This window comes from Paludisphaera soli (assembly GCF_011064595.1).
Taxonomy (GTDB): Bacteria; Planctomycetota; Planctomycetia; order Isosphaerales; family Isosphaeraceae; genus Paludisphaera; species Paludisphaera soli.
In genome coordinates this window covers 1-15,539 of record NZ_JAALJI010000033.1, presented here as the reverse complement: position 1 = coordinate 15,539, position 15,539 = coordinate 1, and the positions used below count along the sequence as shown (strand labels likewise).

Below are 15,539 nucleotides of genomic sequence, written 5' to 3'. Positions count from 1 at the left end.
GGATGACGACGAGACCCGCCCGGGGCAGGGGAGCCCCGGGCGGGTCTCGTCGCAGGGCTTCGTCCGACGAAGGGGATTCGTCATGGGATGGCTCCGCAGGCGCATCTTCGGCATCGCTCCCGAGGAGACCTCGGTCGCGCGACGCGGTTTTCGGGTGTGCGAAGAGTACGTCGCCCGGAGGCTCGAGCGGGTAGGCCGCAGCTTCCTCGAAGGTTACCACGCGGCGCTCGAGCAGGACGAGCCCGGCCCGCTGGCCGAGCGGCTCGATCAACTCGATCGGGAGGATCGAGGTTTCGCCTACGAGGGCGCGGCGATGGCGATCTTTCTGTTGGATCGGCTCTCGCCCTGGAGACGCGAACGCTTCGGGGCGTTCGTCGCCGGGCCCGGTGCGGCCCATGTCTACATGATGCACGTGGGGGCTGGCTGGGCCGTCGCCCGCCTCCGGTGTTCGATCCGTCGCACGCTGGCGCGGTTCGATCCGCTCTCGCGTTGGCTGGTGATGGACGGCTATGGCTTCCACCACGGCTACTTCCAACCACGAATATGCATCGATGGGCGGCTGACCCCCAAGCATCTCTCCGGCTACGCCCGGCGCGCCTTCGACCAGGGGCTCGGCCGGAGCCTCTGGTTCGTCGAGGGGACGGACGGCGATCGGATCGCGTCGTCGATCGAGCGGTTCCCCGAGGCCCGGCGTGGCGACCTCTGGAGCGGCGTCGGCCTGGCGTGCGCCTATGCGGGCGGCTCGACGGGCGGGGCGATGGCGAGGCTGCGATCGACGGCCGGGGCGAACCGGCCGGGCCTGGCCCAGGGCGCGGCCTTCGCGGCCAAGGCGCGGGAGCGGGCTGGAAACCCGGCACCTCACACCGATCTGGCGTGCCGAATCCTATGCGACATGTCGGCCGGGGACGCCGCCCGTCTGACGGACGAGGCTCTGGCCGATCTCCCGGGCGATGGAGCGATTCCCTCCTTCGAGGTCTGGCGAGGGCGTATCCGCGCCTGCTGGGGTGAGGAGGTCGTGACGGCATGACCCGGCTGGTCCGAATTCTCCGTCGTCATGCGGCGCGCCTGACGGCCCTGGCTATCATCCTCGCCCTCTACGGCCTGTCCCTGCGGCCCGAGCTCTCGGGCGCGGAGCGAGCTCGATTGGCCGGGCGGTTCCACTTCGTGCGCCGCGAGCTCCCGGAGCCGCCGGGCGACCTGTCCCGGACCGTCCGCCCGGTCCACCCTAGCCTGAAACGGATCGAATCCTGGATCTCCTCGGTCGGCGCGGCCGTCGCGCTGAACGACCTGGACGGCGACGGCCTACCCAACGACGTCGTCTACGTCGATACGCGGACCGATCAGGTCCTGGTGGCACCGGCTCCGGGCACGGGTGATCGTTTCGCCCCCTTCGTCATGAGCCCCGCGGCGACGCAACACGATCCCGCTACGATGGCCCCGATGGGCTGCCTTCCAGGCGACCTGAACGAGGACGGATTGATGGACGTCCTGGTGACCTATTGGGGAAGGCCGCCGATCGCGTACCTCCGGCGGGGGGGAGCTGCGCGGGGCTCGGGCCTCTCAAGGGGGGACTTCGTGCGCCGGGAAGTCGCGCCGGACGGCGGCCGCTGGTACACCAACGCCGTCACGCTGGCCGACGTCGACGGCGACGGTCACGCCGACCTGGTCGTCGGCAATTATTTCCCCGACGACGCCCGGATTCTCGACGCGAGCGCGGGGGGGGCGCAGTCGATGCAGCATTCGATGAGCCGGGCCGACAATGGCGGGGGGACACACCTGCTTCGCTGGACCGGGGCCGACGGCGGGCACGAGCCCACGGTTCGATTCGACCACGTCGCAGGGGCGTTCGACGATCTCGGCGGCTTCGGCTGGACCCTGGCCGTCGGGGCGGCCGACCTGGACGGCGACCTACTGCCCGAAATCTACCTCGCCAACGACTTCGGCCCTGATCGGCTTCTGCACAATCGGTCCCGCGCCGGCGCGGTCCGCTTCGCACTCCTGGAGGGGCGCAAGGCCCTGACCACGCCCAGCTCCAAGGTCCTGGGCCGCGACTCGTTCAAGGGGATGGGGGTCGATTTCGGCGATCTCGACGGCGATGGAATCCTCGACATCTTCGTCAGCAACATCGCCGCCGAGTTCGCCCTGGAGGAGAGCCATTTCGCCTTCCTTGGCACCGGCGAGCTGGGGCGGATGCGCGAAGGGCTCGCGCCGTTCCACGACGACAGCGAACGCCTGGGGCTCTCCCGGAGCTCGTGGGGATGGGACGTCAAGCTCGCCGACTTCGACAACGACGGGGCCGTCGAGTTGGTCCAGGCTCACGGCTTCGTTCGGGGGATCGTGGATCGCTGGCCAGAGCTGCAAGAGCTGGCGATGGGTAACGACGAGTTCTTGCACGATCCCCGGAACTGGCCGCGGTTCCAGCCGGGCGACGACCTGTGCGGCCGTCAGCCCAACCTCTTCGCGGTGCGGAGCGGCGGACGGTACTGGGACGTCGCGCCGGAACTGGGGCACGTCGAGCCGGGCGTCAGCCGGGGCGTCGCGGTCTCCGACGTCGACGGCGACGGTGCGCTCGATTTCGCGGTGGCGAACCAGTGGGCGAGCTCGTCATTCTACGCCAATCAGTCCCCGGCTCCGGGGGCGTTCCTCGGGCTGCACCTGCTCCTGCCGGTCGACCGAGGCCGGTACGGTCCGACCCGGTCCCGGCCCGGCCATCCCGGCTCTGACTTCGCGGGACGTCCCGCGATCGGCGCCGCCGCCCGCGTCAGGCTCCCCGACGGCCGCACCCTGAGTTCCCAGGTCGACGGCGGCAATGGGCACTCGGGGAAACGGAGCTTCGACCTGCATTTCGGGCTGGGGGAGTCTGATCCCAAGGCCGCGCTAAGGGTGGAGCTGAGCTGGCGCGACTCCGGGGGCTGCATTCGCCACCAAACCCTCCAGTTGACTCCCGGTTGGCACGTGGTCCTCCTGGGACGATCGGACACCACGGCGGGCTAGACCATGTCCAACTGTCGCGCAGGATCGGGCCCCGGCGACCGTCTCGCCGCGCTGAGGCGGTTCGCCGTGGCCATCACAATCCTGAACGTCCTGGGGCATTTCGTGTTGGGCTTCGAACAGTCGTGGGCGCAGCCATTGGTCGCGCTGGCGACCGCTTACGGCGTCGAAATCGTACTGGAGGCGATGGGTGCCTGGTCCGAGCGACGTCCCCTCCAGTTCCTCGGGGGCTGGCGCACCGTCGTCGACTTCCTCCTCCCGTCCCACATCACGGCCCTGGCGATCGCGATGCTTCTCTACGCCAACGACCGCCTCTGGCCGATCGCCTTCGCGGCGGCCGTTGGGGTCGGCTCGAAGACGCTGGTTCGCGTCCCCGTCGGCCGCGGTGTACGCCACTGTCTCAACCCATCCAACACGGGCATCGCCGTCACCCTGCTGCTGTTCCCCTGGATCGGGATCGCCCCGCCGTACCAGTTCACGGAGAACCTCGACGGCGTCGGCGACTGGTTCCTGCCCATGGTCATCATCCTGTCGGGGACGTTCCTGAACACCCGATTTACGGGTAGGCTGCCGCTGATCCTGGGATGGCTCGGCGGCTTCTTGCTCCAGGCGTACCTGAGGAGCCGGTTTCAGGACGCGGCTTTCCTGGCGGCCTGCCTGCCGGTTACAGGTATGGCTTTCCTGCTCTTCACGTTCTATATGGTCACCGACCCAGCGACGACGCCGTCCGCCCCCATCGCCCAGCTCGCCTTCGGCGCGTCGGTCGCGGCTGTATACGGGCTGCTGATGGCGTCGCACGTGGTGTTCGGGCTGTTTTTCTCGCTGCTGGCGGTCTGTTCGGCCCGAGGCCTGGGTCTCGCGGCTATCGCCGCATTCCGAGCCTGGGAGCGATCGTGCGCCGACTCGGCGTCGCCGTCGCCCGTGCCGATCGCACCCGCTTCGGTCCTGGAGATGGCGGAATGATGTCAAACTCCATCGCGCTTGTCGGGGTCGGCTGCGAGTATCCCGACGCGCGCTCTCCCGCCGAGCTCTGGGAGAACGTGCTGGCGGGCCGTCGCGCGTTCCGACGCATGCCGCCCGAGCGGCTTTGCATGGAGGATTACTGGTCGGCCGATCGGACTGCCCCCGATCGGACGTACGCGATCGAGGCGGCGGTGATCGCGGGCTACGATTTCGACCGCGTCGGCTTCCGGGTCTCGGGGGAGAGCTACCGTGCCGCAGACCTGGCGCACTGGCTGGCGCTCGACGTCGCGGCGCGGGCCTTGAAGGACGCCGGCCTGGAGGCGGGCGATGGGCTGCCGCGCGACGCGACCGGCGTCTTCCTGGGCAACACGCTCACGGGGGAATTCTCGCGGGCCCATGCGCTCCGACTCCGCTGGCCCTACACCCGTCGGGTGGTCGAGTCCGCCCTGTCCGATGAGGGCTGGACGCCCGAGCGGCGGCGCGACTTCCTGGACCGGCTCGAGACGTCCTTCAAGGCTCCTTTCCCGCCCGTGGGCGAGGAGACGCTCGCCGGCGGCCTTTCCAACACTATCGCGGGGCGGATCTGCAATCACTTCGATCTGAAAGGAGGCGGGTACACCGTCGACGGCGCGTGCGCATCCTCGTTGCTGGCGGTGGCCCATGCATGTTCGGCGCTCGCGGCCGGAGACCTCGACGCCGCGCTGGCGGGCGGGGTCGACCTCAGCCTGGATCCCTTCGAGTTGGTGGGGTTCGCGAAGGCCGGGGCGCTGGCCGAGGAATTGATGCGCGTCTACGACGCTCGGTCCGCCGGGTTCTGGCCGGGCGAAGGCTGCGGAGTCGTGGTGTTGATGCGGCTGGCCGACGCGCTGGCCCAGGGCCGGCGGGTGGTCGCGGTCATCCGCGGCTGGGGAGTCTCGTCCGACGGCCGGGGCGGGATCACGCGTCCGGAGGTCGAGGGTCAGCTCCTGGCGTTGCGACGGGCCTACCGGCGAGCAGGATTCGGGATCGAGACGGTAGCTTACTTCGAAGGCCACGGGACCGGCACCGCCGTCGGCGATGCGACCGAGTTGCAGGCGCTGGGCCGCGCATTGCGGGAGGCCGGTGCCGAGCCCCCGCCGGCCGTCATCGGCTCGATCAAGGCCAACATCGGCCATACCAAGGCCGCCGCGGGCATCGCCGGGTTGATCAAGGCCACGGCGGCCCTCGACGCCCAGATCCTTCCGCCGACGACGGGGTGCGAACGGCCTCATCCCGAGCTGACCGGCGACCGTCCGCGGCAATGCATCCTCAAGAAAGGCCGGATCTGGCCGAGCGACCGGCCTCTCCGGGCGGGCGTCAGCGCCATGGGCTTCGGCGGGATCAACGCCCACCTCGTCCTCGAGTCGCCGGCCGAGGCGCGGCGTGCGGCCGTCACCCCGCGTGAGATGGCGACGCTTTCCTCTCCGCAGGACGCCGAGCTCTTCCTCCTCGGCGGCCGCGACGACGACGACCTTCGGGGTCGGGTCGATCACCTGCTCAGCTTCGCCCATCGGCTGTCGATGGCGGAGCTTTCCGACCTGGCCGCCCATCTGGCCGGCTCGCTCGACGAACGAGCCGTCCGGGCGGCCGTCGTGGCGGCCCGCCCGGCCGAACTCTGGGCCCGCTTGATGGCGCTGAGGAATGGGCTGGCTGGTGGGCGGCGCGAAGCCGGCGAGGACGGGCTTGCGACCGACCTGGGCCCGCCATTCGGCTACTCGCTCGGCCGGGGCCTGTCGCGGCCTCGGATCGCCTTCCTTTTCCCGGGACAGGGCTCGCCGGCGACTCTCGACGGGGCGGCCTGGAGTCGGCGGTTCTCGGCGGTCGAGGACATCTACGCCCGCGCGGGCATCCCCGCGGAGGGCGGCCTTCGGTCGACCTCGTCGGCCCAGCCGGCGATCGTCGCCGCATCGCTGGCCGCGACAGCCTTGCTCCGCGAGCTGGGCGTCGAGGCTGAGATCGCCGTGGGCCACAGCCTGGGCGAGCTGAGCGCGTTGCACTGGGCCGGGGCCTTCGACGCCGACGCCCTGCTTCGCATCGCGAAGTCGCGGGGCCGGGTCATGGCCGAAGTCCCCGCCGGCGATGGTGCGATGGCCAGCCTCGAGGCCGAGCAGGCCGAGGTCGAAGCCCTTATCGATGGCGAACCTGTCGTGATCGCCGGCCTGAACGGCCGCCGTCAGATCGTCATCTCGGGGACCGGCCGCTCCGTGGACGCGATCGTCGCCCGGGCCCGCGGGCGCGGCTTCGCGGCGACGCGATTGCCAGTCTCCCACGCCTTCCATTCTCCCCTGGTCGCCGAGGCCGTCGGGCCGTTGGCCCGGTTGCTGGCGCGCGAGCGATTCGGGGCGTTGCAGCGGACCGTGTTCTCGACCGTGACCGGTGCTCGATTGGGATTCGACGTCGATGTTCCAGATCTCCTGCTCCACCAGGTCACCGCGCCGGTCCGGTTCCTGGAGGCGATGGTCGCGGCCATGCAGAATGTCGACCTGGCGATCGAGGTGGGGCCGGGCCGGGTCCTCACCGGACTGGCCGCGGGATTGGTCGCAGCTCCGGTCCTGCCGGTCGAGGCAGGCGGGGACTCCCTGCTCGGGCTGCTGTCGGCCGTCGGTGCGGCATTCGCCCTCGGGGCCGAAGTCCGTCCGACCGCCTTGTTTTCGGGTCGGCTGAGCCGGCCGTTCTCCCTCGCGTGGCAACCTCGGTTCTTCACGAATCCCTGCGAGCTGGCCCCAGCACCCTGGCCGGCCGCGGAAGACTTGCGCGAGCCTCCCCGCGTGATCCCGGTCGCCACGTCCGCGCCGCCCTCCGATCAGGCTCTCTCGGTGCTCGAACAGGTTCGCGCGAGGGTGGCGGCCCGGATCGAGCTGCCGACGTGGTCGGTGCACGACGGAAGCCGACTGCTCGGGGACCTTCACATGAACTCGATCACGATCGCACAGCTCGTGGCTGAGATCGCCAGCGGCGCGGGCGCCGCGCCGCCCGTCGATCCCACCGCGTTCGCCGACGCGACGATCGCGGAGGTTGCGGCCGCCTTGGAGGAATTGGTCCTCGCGCGTGCCAGCGGCCGGGGCGCGTCGTCGGCTTTGACCTATCAGGGCGTCGCCCCCTGGTTCCGGGCTTTCACCTCGGTCCTGGTCGAACGACCACGGCCCCGGGGGCGTCCGGACGAAGCGTCGGGCTCATGGCGCAGCAGCGCATCACCAGCCCGCGAGGCGTTCGCGGAGGACGTCCGCGAGGCCTTGTCCCAGGCGCACGCCGGATGCGGAGTGGTGGCCTGCCTCCCTCCGGAGCCCGACGAGCGCCATGTCGGACTCCTGCTGCACGCAGCTCGCACCGTACTCTCGGATCCGGAAGTCGGCCGATTCATCCTGGTCCAGCATCACGGCGGGGCCTCGTCCTTCGCCCGGACCGTCCAGCAGGAGATCCCGCGACTGGCGGTCTGCGTCGTGGACGTGCCGGATGGACATCCCCTGGCGGTGCAATGGGTGGTCGCCGAGGCCGAGGCCGCGTCCACCCCCGGCTTCACCGAAGTCCACTATGACCCGGCCGGGCGTCGGTTCCAGCCTACCTTGCGTGTACTGCCCTGGGACGCCGACGGTGGGAACCCTCATCGTCCCCTGGGCCCCTCCGACATCATACTCGTGACAGGCGGGGGCAAGGGGATCGCCGCGGAGTGCGGACTTGCGCTCGCTCGGGAGACGGGTGCCCGGCTCGCCTTGCTGGGGCGTTCGCTCCCCTTGGCCGACCGGGACCTCGCGGCCAACCTGGAGCGGATGTCTGCCGCGGGGGTCGCGTTCCATTACGTCGCGGCTGACGTCACCGACGCCAATGCCGTCCGATCGGCAGTGCGCGAGATAGAGTCGACCCTGGGACCGATAACCGCGGTCGTGCATGGTGCCGGGGTCAACGTACCTCGACTGCTCGCATCGTTGGACGAAGCGTCGTTCTTGAGGACCCTCGCCCCCAAGGTCCATGGTCTGCGTAACGTCCTGGCGACCGTCCCGGGAAGTCGTCTCAAGCTCCTCGTCACCTTCGGCTCCCTCATCGCCAAGACAGGGATGCCCGGGGAGGCCGATTACGCCGTCGCCAACGAATGGCTGGCGCGATGGACCGAGCGGTTCCAGGCGCAGCATCCCGCCTGTCGCTGCCTCGCCTTGGAATGGTCGGTCTGGTCGGGGGTCGGGATGGGCGACCGGCTGGGAGGGATCGATGCGATGGCGAGGCGGGGGATCACGGCCATTCCGCCCGATGCGGGGGTGGGGCTTTTCCTCCGCCTGGTCTCGTCGCCTCAGCCGGCGGTCGCGCTCGTGGTGGCGGGACGGTTCGGGACCCAGCCGATCCTGGCCCTCGAGGGGGACGACCTCCCCTTGATGAGGTTTCTCGAACATCCGCGGGTCAGCTACCCCGGAATCGAGCTGGTGGCGGATGCGACGATCTCGGTCGAGACCGATCCGTACCTTGACGATCACGTTTTCCGCGGCGAGCGTCTCTTTCCCGCGGCGATGGGCCTGGAGGCCATGGCCCAGGCCGCGACGGCCGTTCTCGGGACCTCCGAGCTCCCGGTCTTCGAGGATGTACGCTTCGACCGCCCCATTGTGCTCCCCCTTGGTCAATCGACCGACATCCGCGTCTCGGCCCTGGTCAGCGGCCCCGGCCGGGTCGACGTGGTCCTCCGCTGCGCCGCGACGGCCTTCCAGTTCGATCATTTCAGGGGGACTTGCCGATTCGGAGACGCAGGTTCAGGGTTCTCCGCAAGCGAGGCGGGGGCGCTCGACCAGGTCGACGACTCGCTCTCCGTCCCGATCGATCCCGAAACCGAGCTGTATGGCAACCTCCTGTTCCAGTCCGGGCGGTTCCGACGCGTCAAGCGTTATCGACGCCTCCGGTCGACGGCCTGCACCGCCGAGATCGCCGAAGCCCAGCCTACCGAGTGGTTCGGCCGATACCTTCCTCCCGGGCGGATGTTGGGCGACCCCGCCGTGCGCGACGCCGCGATCCACGCGATCCAATGCTGCATCCCCCAGGCCACCCTGCTGCCAGTCGGGGTCGATCGGCTCGTTCCTGGCGCGAAGCCGCTCCAAGGTCCCTGCTTCGTGAGCGCTCGGGAGCGAGTGGACGAGGGCGACCTGCTCATCTATGACGTGGACATGAGTGACGATAGCGGTCTCCTTCTCGAGCGATGGGAAGGGCTCCGACTGCGCGTCATCGAGCGGGGCGAGCCCCAGGCTCACTGGCCCGCACCCTTGCTGGGCCCCTACCTCGAGCGTCGGATGCGGACGTTGTTCCCCGGTTCCCGCATTGCAGTGGAGATCGGCCGGGGGGGCGGTCCCGATCGCCGCGCGCAAAGCGACCGGTCGTTCCGATCCTTGATCGGGTCGTCCGCGTCCATCACGAGACGGCTGGACGGCAAACCCGATGTCGCCGGCCTCGGCGGAAGGGGCGTCTCGACGGCCCACTCCCAGGGCCTGACGATCGCGACGACGGGCCTGGGCGTCGTCGCTTGCGACCTGGAAGCATGCACGTCGAGGCCGACCTCGCTCTGGCGTGACCTCCTGGGACACGATCGCTGGGAGCTTTCGCGGCTGGTCGCCCGCGAGACCGGCGAGGCCGTAGATTTGGCGGCGACCCGCTCGTGGGTCGCCGGCGAATGCTTGACCAAGGCCGGGTCCCCCCCAGCGGCCCCACTCGTGCTGAGGACCACGAGCCCGGATCGCGTCGTGGTGCTCGGCTCAGGCGCTCTGGCGATCGCCACATTCGCCCTCCCCAACCGGGAGGCGGGCGGTCCCTGGGTCGTAGGGCTGCTGACGAGGGAGGACGATGCGCGCGTATGAGTATCGTCACATCGTGGGATTCGAAGAGACGAACCTGGTCGGGAATGTCTACTTCGTGAACCATCTACGATGGCAGGGGCGGTGTCGCGAGCTGTTCCTACGCGACCACGCGCCCGGGACCCTTGCTCAGATGAGTCGCGGCCTCGCCTTCGTCACAGTCCGCGTCGTTTGCGATTACTTGGAAGAGCTGCGAGCCCTGGACGAAGTCTCTATCCGAATGACGCTCGAGTCGCTGGCGCAAAATCGTCTGACGATGAGCTTCGAGTACTTCCGGACCGACAGTGGCCGGGAGAAGCTAGTGGCCCGCGGAGAGCAGCAGATCGCCTGCATGCTCCGCGAAGGCGACCGAATGACGCCGATCCCCATCCCGTCGGAATTGCGTGACGCCCTCCGCTCGTTCTCGCCTCCTCCCTCATACATGGGATAACGAGCCTTTGACGTGGACCCGGGAAAGTGGACCATCGCATTCGAATTCTCGAATGCGATGGTCCACTTTCCCGGGGGCAGGTCACAGCGACGGGACCCGAGCAGAGCTCGGCCCCGGAGGGGGACGCCCGATTCGAATCAGCGAATCCCACCGATCCAGCCTTGCCCCCTTAGCACAGGACCGTTATCTTCCGTACAAGTGTCCAGACGAACAGGAGGCCGTGCCGACCGAGAAAGGACCTCCCGTGACGATCGACGTCTCGCCAGTACCTCACGAAGCGACGCTGGCCATGCGAGAGCTCTACCGGGAGGAGATGGACTGCCAGATCGTCCGCGACTCCTGGCACGCCCGGGGCTGGACCGACTCCTACCTGCTGCGGCTGGACGGCCGCATCGTCGGCTATGGGCTCGTTGGGGCCATCAGGGACCAGCCGAGGGAAACGGTGATGGAGTTCTACGTCCTGCCAGCCCATCGGGGCCGGGCGCTCTTTCTGTTCCGCCGGTTCGTGGAGGTCAGCGGGGCCACGCTGATCGAGGCTCAAACGAACGACCTCCTCCTGACGCTCATGCTCTATGACTGCGCCGAGAGGATTGAGTCGAACGTCATCTTGTTCTACGACGCGATCACGACGAGCCTTTCCATCCCCGGGGCCGTTTTCAGGGAAGTCACCGAGGCGGACAAGGAACGGATCACGAGCCAGGGCTTGGATGCCGACTCTCACAATCTCCTTCAGGTAGACGGCGTCGTCGCCGCGACCGGCGGGCTGCTCTTTCACTACAACGTGCCGTACGGCGACATCTACATGGCGACGGCCGGGCCGCTCCGAGGGCGCGGGTACGGCAGCTACCTGATCCAGGAGCTGAAACGCCTGGCCTACGAGATGGGCAAGGTCCCGGCGGCCCGCTGCAACGTGACGAACTCGGCGTCCCGCGCGACGCTGCAGAAGGCGGGGATGCTGCCCTGCGCCCGATTCCTGTCCGGCGTGCTCAAGCCCGATTGAGGAGATACTCGATGCCAGTGTTCTTCAAGGCGACCGGCCCGATCGGCGACACCGACACGAACGCCATCCCCGTCCGTGAGATAGGCCCCGCCGTCGGCTACTACACGCAGTGCCTCGGTTTCTCGCCCATTTCCAAGGACAAGACGACAGTCCGGCTGAAGCGGGACGACGTGGAGATCGGCCTGGCGGTCAACGGCCAAGACCCCGAGCAGGCGAGCTGTTGGTTCTCCGTCGGTGATGTGGATACCCTGCATCGTGAATACGAAGCCAAGGGGATCGGGCCGGGGATCATCGACGAGCAGAAATGCGATGGCAAGCCATTCCGCGTCTTCTTCGCCGAAGTCCCCTACGGCGTCTGCTTTTGCTTCACGCACCCGCTGGATGAGGAGTTCGCCTGACGCGGGTGTGATCGACGATCCTGAATTCGATTGAAAGTTAATTAGATGGAAAACATGCAGATAATCGCCCGCGATCTTGTCGCGGCGCTGGCGAAGCTTGATTTACCGCCTAATCCGAGGTTTAACGGCCCGGCACAAGAAGAAGCCATCCGGCAAGCTCAGGTGAAGCTGGGTGTCGCCTTTGATAGCGACCTCATCGAGTTCTTGAGGTGCATCGACGGCCAGGAACCCGAAGGTGCGGCCGACTTCTGCTGGTTCCCCGGCGACCCGATCGTCCCGATGTCCGCTTCGGCCCCGATCCTGTCCAGTTCTCGGGTTGGGGCTGGTTGCTCGGCGTCGAGCAGATCGTCGAGCACACGCTGCGGTATCGCGGCATGGCCGAGGAGAATGCGGACGAGATATACGAGTGCATCGGCCCCGCGCGCTTCCACGGCGACTACATCCAACTGGTCAGCTCGGAGAATCCGACCAGCATCGCCATCGACCTACGACCACTTGAAGGGGGCGTCGTTGGGCAGATCGTGGCGATCAATGACCAGCCCAACTACGTCGTCGTCCTCGCGCCGAGCCTCCGCGTGTTCCTTCGGTCGATCGCGGATGGATACGAGAACGGCCGATTCAAGTATGCCGATGGTAACTGGTCTGAACTATGACGAGGTTGAAGGTCTGGTGCGGTGGTCCTGCCCACCGGGACTGGAGGAAGCTCCCATGTATCTCGATGGCCAACGGGAATCTATCGTCGCCTGGGTGTCGGAGGGCCTCTCAGATCGCAAGATCGCCGAGCGTGTGCGAGTCTCTCCGAGCACGGTCCGATATTGGCGAGGACGACACGGCATTAAGCGACCAACCCGTGGCGCCGTGCCGGAAGGTTCTCCACCAGAGCCCGTCGAGCCAAGGTGAACGCCCAAACAACGCTTGCGCGAGCGGTGGGTCTGTCACCTCGCATCCCGCCCCGTTCGTCGGACAGAGGCCACGCCGATGGATTTCGAGAACCCGGAGGATCGTAAGGCCGTCCAGGCGATGATCGCCGAGGTCGAGGGCAAGCCCTGCGTGAACGTCGACACCCACGACGGCGGGGTCATACCTCGAGAGTCCTCGCTGATCTCCTTCGATGTCCGGGTGCGGCCCGGGTCAGGTGCAGAGCCCGGTCAGGGCCGGCCGTCTGACCACTGCTGAAACAGCCCCGTCGCCAGACGCCGCAGCCGGCCCATGTCCGGCTCGCCCGATCGCATTTGACACAACGCATCGGCCCCCCGGATGCGTGTCTCGTCGGTGCCAAGGATATCGTCGAGGGCCGTGGCCGCGCACGAACTGGCCGAGTGCCCGAGGTCGTCCGGCTCGTGGTCGGAGTCCATCGCCTCGAGCAGGGCCGGGATCGCGGCCGGGCTGCCGCCGCCCCCAGCGTGTACGCCGCGGTGCCGCGCACCTGCGGGTCGGGGTCGTCCGCCAGAACGGCGACCAACGGGCCGACCGCTCGCTCGTCGCCGAAGTCGTGCAGGCAACCGCACGCCTGCCATCGGACGGTGACCTCCGGGTCGTGGAGCATCGGCAGCACCAGGTCGATCGCCCGCCCGGCGTCCGCGAACAGGAGCGCCAGGATGGCCCGGCAGCGGACCTCCATGTCGGGGTCGGCGAGCTTGACCGCGAGGAGCGGGAGGACCGTATCCGTGCCGACGGCCTGCATCTCCTCGACGGCGCAAGTACGCCCCTCGCGGCCCTCGGGCCCTCGATGAGCGCCAGCCAGCGGGAGAGCCCGACCTCCATATTCTGCTCCACTGCGGCCTCCTGTCCCCGCCATATTTCGGTCCGGCACGGACGGCCTCTCCGAGCGAGTCGTGGCAGGTCACGACTCCTGGGAGGCGGCCTCGCCGTACGCCGCCGGGTCGTTCCCCTGCTGGTAATCCGAGGGGAAGAGCCCGGCCTTCACCGCCGCCTTGAACGCCCGGGCGGTGCAGATGGTCATGACGGCCTCCTGGGTGTGCTCCGGGAAGTGGACCGGGTGGAACTCGAGCTTGTTGCAGTGCTTCTTGAATGCCTTCTCGATGACCTCCGTGACCTCGTTGGGCACCCAGGTGTCGTGCTCCGCCTCCGCCTTGTACGGCACCCCGTCGACGCGGAACTCCAGCCGGATCACGCCCTCGTCCGGGTCGCAGACCGCGGCGACGTCGGTGGGGTGGAACATCCCGAACGTCTCGGCCGCGAATTGGTCGAGGACGAGCTCCAAGTCCTCGGCCCCGTCCAGCTCCATGTCGACCCGGAGGAACCTCATCGCGAATCCGGGGAACCGCTCGAAAAACTTCCGGGACTCGCCCGCCATCCCCTCCTCAAACTGCTTGAGGGCCTTGTCGCGGGCCTCCCGCTCGGCCTCGGGCGTGTAACCTTCGAAGAAGCGTATCGCGTCGAGCTTGGCCAAGAGGTCGGCTGCTTCCATCGAGCGTCTCAACCGGAATTAATTGGTCTGATCGGCGTCGGGTGCCGAGGCCAGGGTCGAGCCACCCCGCTACGGGCTCAGGAGCGAGAAGTCGCCGTCGTCCAAATCGTAGGCCTGCACGACCCGGGCACCCTCCACGACCTCGGGACCGCAGATCATTTCGGTCATCCCCCCGGCCGCCAGCACACGATCCCTATGCATCAGCACGCCGAGGCCGTGGTCCCGGTCCCAGCCGGTCTGGAATTCGAACGAGCTGAATCCGGTCTCGTCCAGCCCGCTGTCGGCCAGACCGATGCCGACCAGCTTGAACAAGTGGTCGATCGCCGATGGCTCCTCCACCGGCACCTGCCGCTCGATCCCCTTCCAGTACTCCTGCAACGACTCGTCGTTCGGCAGGTCCTCGTCGCGGAACTGCGCCAACGACTTCGTGTGCCAGGCGAACAGCTTGCGGCGCAGGGCGACCTCGATCGCGACGGCGTTCGCGAGGATGAACTCCCACGCCCGCTCCTGGAAGCTGCCGAACCCGTTTCCGCTGTCGGCGTACATCGCGACCTCAACCTCAGAGCTCGCCTCGCGGGCGGACGGGGAGCTCGGGTCGTTCGTCGAACCGAAGGCCCTGTCGTCCTCCAGCTCCGGGTACTCGGGGTACGGCGGGGCGAAGGCGACCACCGCGTCCCGGAGCAGCGGCTTGGCGGTCCGCCACAGTCGCCGCGAGCCGTCCGATTCCGGGTCGGGTTGGAAGTTGTTCTGGAACGCGCTCATGACCGCGCCATCCTCCGCCGCCGTACGAAAAAGCTCAGCGGGCAACCCCGCCCGAGCGGCCTTTGAGTTTACCGAAAAGCGGGACGGCGGCCGGGTCCGCTGCAGCGTCAGGTTAGCCCAGAAGGTCGACAATCCGCTTCACCTTGTCGGCCCCGAGGCTGGCGACCAGCGGCTGCATGGCCTCCATCGCCTCGATCAGGTCGGGCTCGCCATTGGCGGCCGGTCGTGCGGCAGGAGCGGGCCGGGGTTCCGGCGCGGTTTCGCCGTTCGGCTTTCGGCCAGGCTTGCCCTTGGGTGCGGCGGGCTGCTGATTCTCCGACTGTCTCGTCTTTTCTTTGGTCTTGTACGACGAGAACATCTGCTTGCTGATCTCGATCCCGTGGATCTTCTTGATGTAGGCGACGCCGTCGTCGGGCGATTCTTCGCCCTGCTCCAGGGCATCTCTAACGGCGGCGGCCTTGGAGATGGCCTTGCCCACCGGCCTCCGGCTCGTCGTCCTGCTCCTCGAGGTCTTGGCTCTCCTCCTCGGGCTCGACGTGCTTGGGGGCTGCCGTCTTCATTCGGGCCATGGGTGCCTCGTCAAGGTAGCGGGGACCGATCGCGAGATTGCCCAGTTTAACAAGCTGCCGCGGGGCCGCAATAGCCGGAAATCACAGGGGTTGTGTGATACTTAAAATTATGCTTGCGCTTGCGTCTGCACTTTCCGGGATTGCATGAGCATCAG

At 68.1% G+C, this 15,539-nt stretch carries 13 protein-coding genes and 1 pseudogene; 10 read left to right on the top strand and 4 right to left on the bottom strand.

The window, feature by feature from the left end:
* Positions 1–82 precede the first annotated feature (82 nt).
* The 10 genes from G6O68_RS27495 (at position 83) to G6O68_RS27450 (ending at position 12,798) form a co-directional block, all read left to right on the top strand.
* The gene (locus tag G6O68_RS27495; protein ID WP_165252203.1) at positions 83–1,027 is read left to right on the top strand and encodes a DUF1702 family protein; all 945 of its coding nucleotides are present in this window, start codon (positions 83–85) and stop codon (positions 1,025–1,027) included.
* Positions 1,024–2,994 carry a CRTAC1 family protein gene (locus G6O68_RS27490; RefSeq protein WP_165252201.1) on the top strand — a complete coding sequence of 657 codons (1,971 nt, stop codon included), beginning with the start codon at positions 1,024–1,026 and terminating at the stop codon, positions 2,992–2,994. Before G6O68_RS27495 ends, G6O68_RS27490 begins: the two co-directional genes overlap by 4 nt.
* A 3-nt stretch (positions 2,995–2,997) precedes the next feature.
* A complete protein-coding gene (locus G6O68_RS27485) occupies positions 2,998–3,954 on the top strand; it encodes an enediyne biosynthesis protein UnbU (protein ID WP_390625400.1) in 957 nt (318 codons plus the stop codon).
* Positions 3,951–9,797, top strand: coding sequence for a type I polyketide synthase (locus tag G6O68_RS27480; RefSeq protein ID WP_206108226.1), 5,847 nt, complete (start codon positions 3,951–3,953; stop codon positions 9,795–9,797). The genes G6O68_RS27485 and G6O68_RS27480 overlap by 4 nt, the downstream gene beginning before the upstream one ends.
* Complete coding sequence (locus G6O68_RS27475; RefSeq protein ID WP_165252199.1) at positions 9,784–10,224, top strand: acyl-CoA thioesterase; 441 nt, start codon at positions 9,784–9,786, stop codon at positions 10,222–10,224. The genes G6O68_RS27480 and G6O68_RS27475 overlap by 14 nt, the downstream gene beginning before the upstream one ends.
* Before the next feature lie 289 nt (positions 10,225–10,513).
* A complete protein-coding gene (locus G6O68_RS27470; protein ID WP_165252198.1) occupies positions 10,514–11,224 on the top strand; it encodes a GNAT family N-acetyltransferase in 711 nt (236 codons plus the stop codon).
* A gap of 11 nt (positions 11,225–11,235) precedes the next feature.
* Entirely contained in the window at positions 11,236–11,622 is a 387-nt protein-coding gene (locus tag G6O68_RS27465; protein ID WP_165252197.1) for a glyoxalase/bleomycin resistance/extradiol dioxygenase family protein, read from the top strand.
* Between the two features lie 326 nt (positions 11,623–11,948).
* A complete protein-coding gene (locus G6O68_RS27460) occupies positions 11,949–12,275 on the top strand; it encodes a hypothetical protein (protein WP_165252196.1) in 327 nt (108 codons plus the stop codon).
* Positions 12,220–12,522 carry a helix-turn-helix domain-containing protein gene (locus G6O68_RS33670; RefSeq protein ID WP_390625399.1) on the top strand — a complete coding sequence of 101 codons (303 nt, stop codon included), beginning with the start codon at positions 12,220–12,222 and terminating at the stop codon, positions 12,520–12,522. Before G6O68_RS27460 ends, G6O68_RS33670 begins: the two co-directional genes overlap by 56 nt.
* A 78-nt stretch (positions 12,523–12,600) precedes the next feature.
* Positions 12,601–12,798 (top strand): hypothetical protein, encoded by a 198-nt coding sequence (locus tag G6O68_RS27450; RefSeq protein ID WP_165252190.1) that lies wholly within the window; start codon positions 12,601–12,603, stop codon positions 12,796–12,798.
* Positions 12,799–13,033: 235 nt separating this feature from the next.
* Here G6O68_RS27450 and G6O68_RS33665 read toward each other — a convergent pair.
* The 4 genes and pseudogenes from G6O68_RS33665 to G6O68_RS27430 all read right to left on the bottom strand — a co-directional run.
* Positions 13,034–13,306, bottom strand: a pseudogene (locus tag G6O68_RS33665) (HEAT repeat domain-containing protein); the annotation flags it as partial.
* A 159-nt stretch (positions 13,307–13,465) separates the two neighbouring features.
* The gene (locus tag G6O68_RS27440) at positions 13,466–14,053 is read right to left on the bottom strand and encodes a hypothetical protein (RefSeq protein ID WP_165252193.1); all 588 of its coding nucleotides are present in this window, start codon (positions 14,051–14,053) and stop codon (positions 13,466–13,468) included.
* A 69-nt stretch (positions 14,054–14,122) separates the two neighbouring features.
* A complete protein-coding gene (locus G6O68_RS27435; protein ID WP_165252192.1) occupies positions 14,123–14,815 on the bottom strand; it encodes a DUF6985 domain-containing protein in 693 nt (230 codons plus the stop codon).
* A 112-nt stretch (positions 14,816–14,927) separates the two neighbouring features.
* Positions 14,928–15,293, bottom strand: coding sequence for a thioesterase (locus tag G6O68_RS27430; RefSeq protein ID WP_165252191.1), 366 nt, complete (start codon positions 15,291–15,293; stop codon positions 14,928–14,930).
* Between the last annotated feature and the right edge of the window lie 246 nt (positions 15,294–15,539).

What these genes read in the sequence shown, in the direction of transcription:
- G6O68_RS27495 (WP_165252203.1), top strand. Translation starts at nt 83, where the DNA reads ATGGGATGGCTCCGCAGGCGCATCTTCGGCATCGCTCCCGAGGAGACC.
- G6O68_RS27490 (WP_165252201.1), top strand. Translation starts at nt 1,024, where the DNA reads ATGACCCGGCTGGTCCGAATTCTCCGTCGTCATGCGGCGCGCCTGACG.
- G6O68_RS27485 (WP_390625400.1), top strand. Translation starts at nt 2,998, where the DNA reads ATGTCCAACTGTCGCGCAGGATCGGGCCCCGGCGACCGTCTCGCCGCG.
- G6O68_RS27480 (WP_206108226.1), top strand. Translation starts at nt 3,951, where the DNA reads ATGATGTCAAACTCCATCGCGCTTGTCGGGGTCGGCTGCGAGTATCCC.
- G6O68_RS27475 (WP_165252199.1), top strand. Translation starts at nt 9,784, where the DNA reads ATGCGCGCGTATGAGTATCGTCACATCGTGGGATTCGAAGAGACGAAC.
- G6O68_RS27470 (WP_165252198.1), top strand. Translation starts at nt 10,514, where the DNA reads ATGCGAGAGCTCTACCGGGAGGAGATGGACTGCCAGATCGTCCGCGAC.
- G6O68_RS27465 (WP_165252197.1), top strand. Translation starts at nt 11,236, where the DNA reads ATGCCAGTGTTCTTCAAGGCGACCGGCCCGATCGGCGACACCGACACG.
- G6O68_RS33670 (WP_390625399.1), top strand. Translation starts at nt 12,220, where the DNA reads ATGGATACGAGAACGGCCGATTCAAGTATGCCGATGGTAACTGGTCTG.
- G6O68_RS27450 (WP_165252190.1), top strand. Translation starts at nt 12,601, where the DNA reads ATGGATTTCGAGAACCCGGAGGATCGTAAGGCCGTCCAGGCGATGATC.
- G6O68_RS27440 (WP_165252193.1), bottom strand. Translation starts at nt 14,053, where the DNA reads ATGGAAGCAGCCGACCTCTTGGCCAAGCTCGACGCGATACGCTTCTTC.
- G6O68_RS27435 (WP_165252192.1), bottom strand. Translation starts at nt 14,815, where the DNA reads ATGAGCGCGTTCCAGAACAACTTCCAACCCGACCCGGAATCGGACGGC.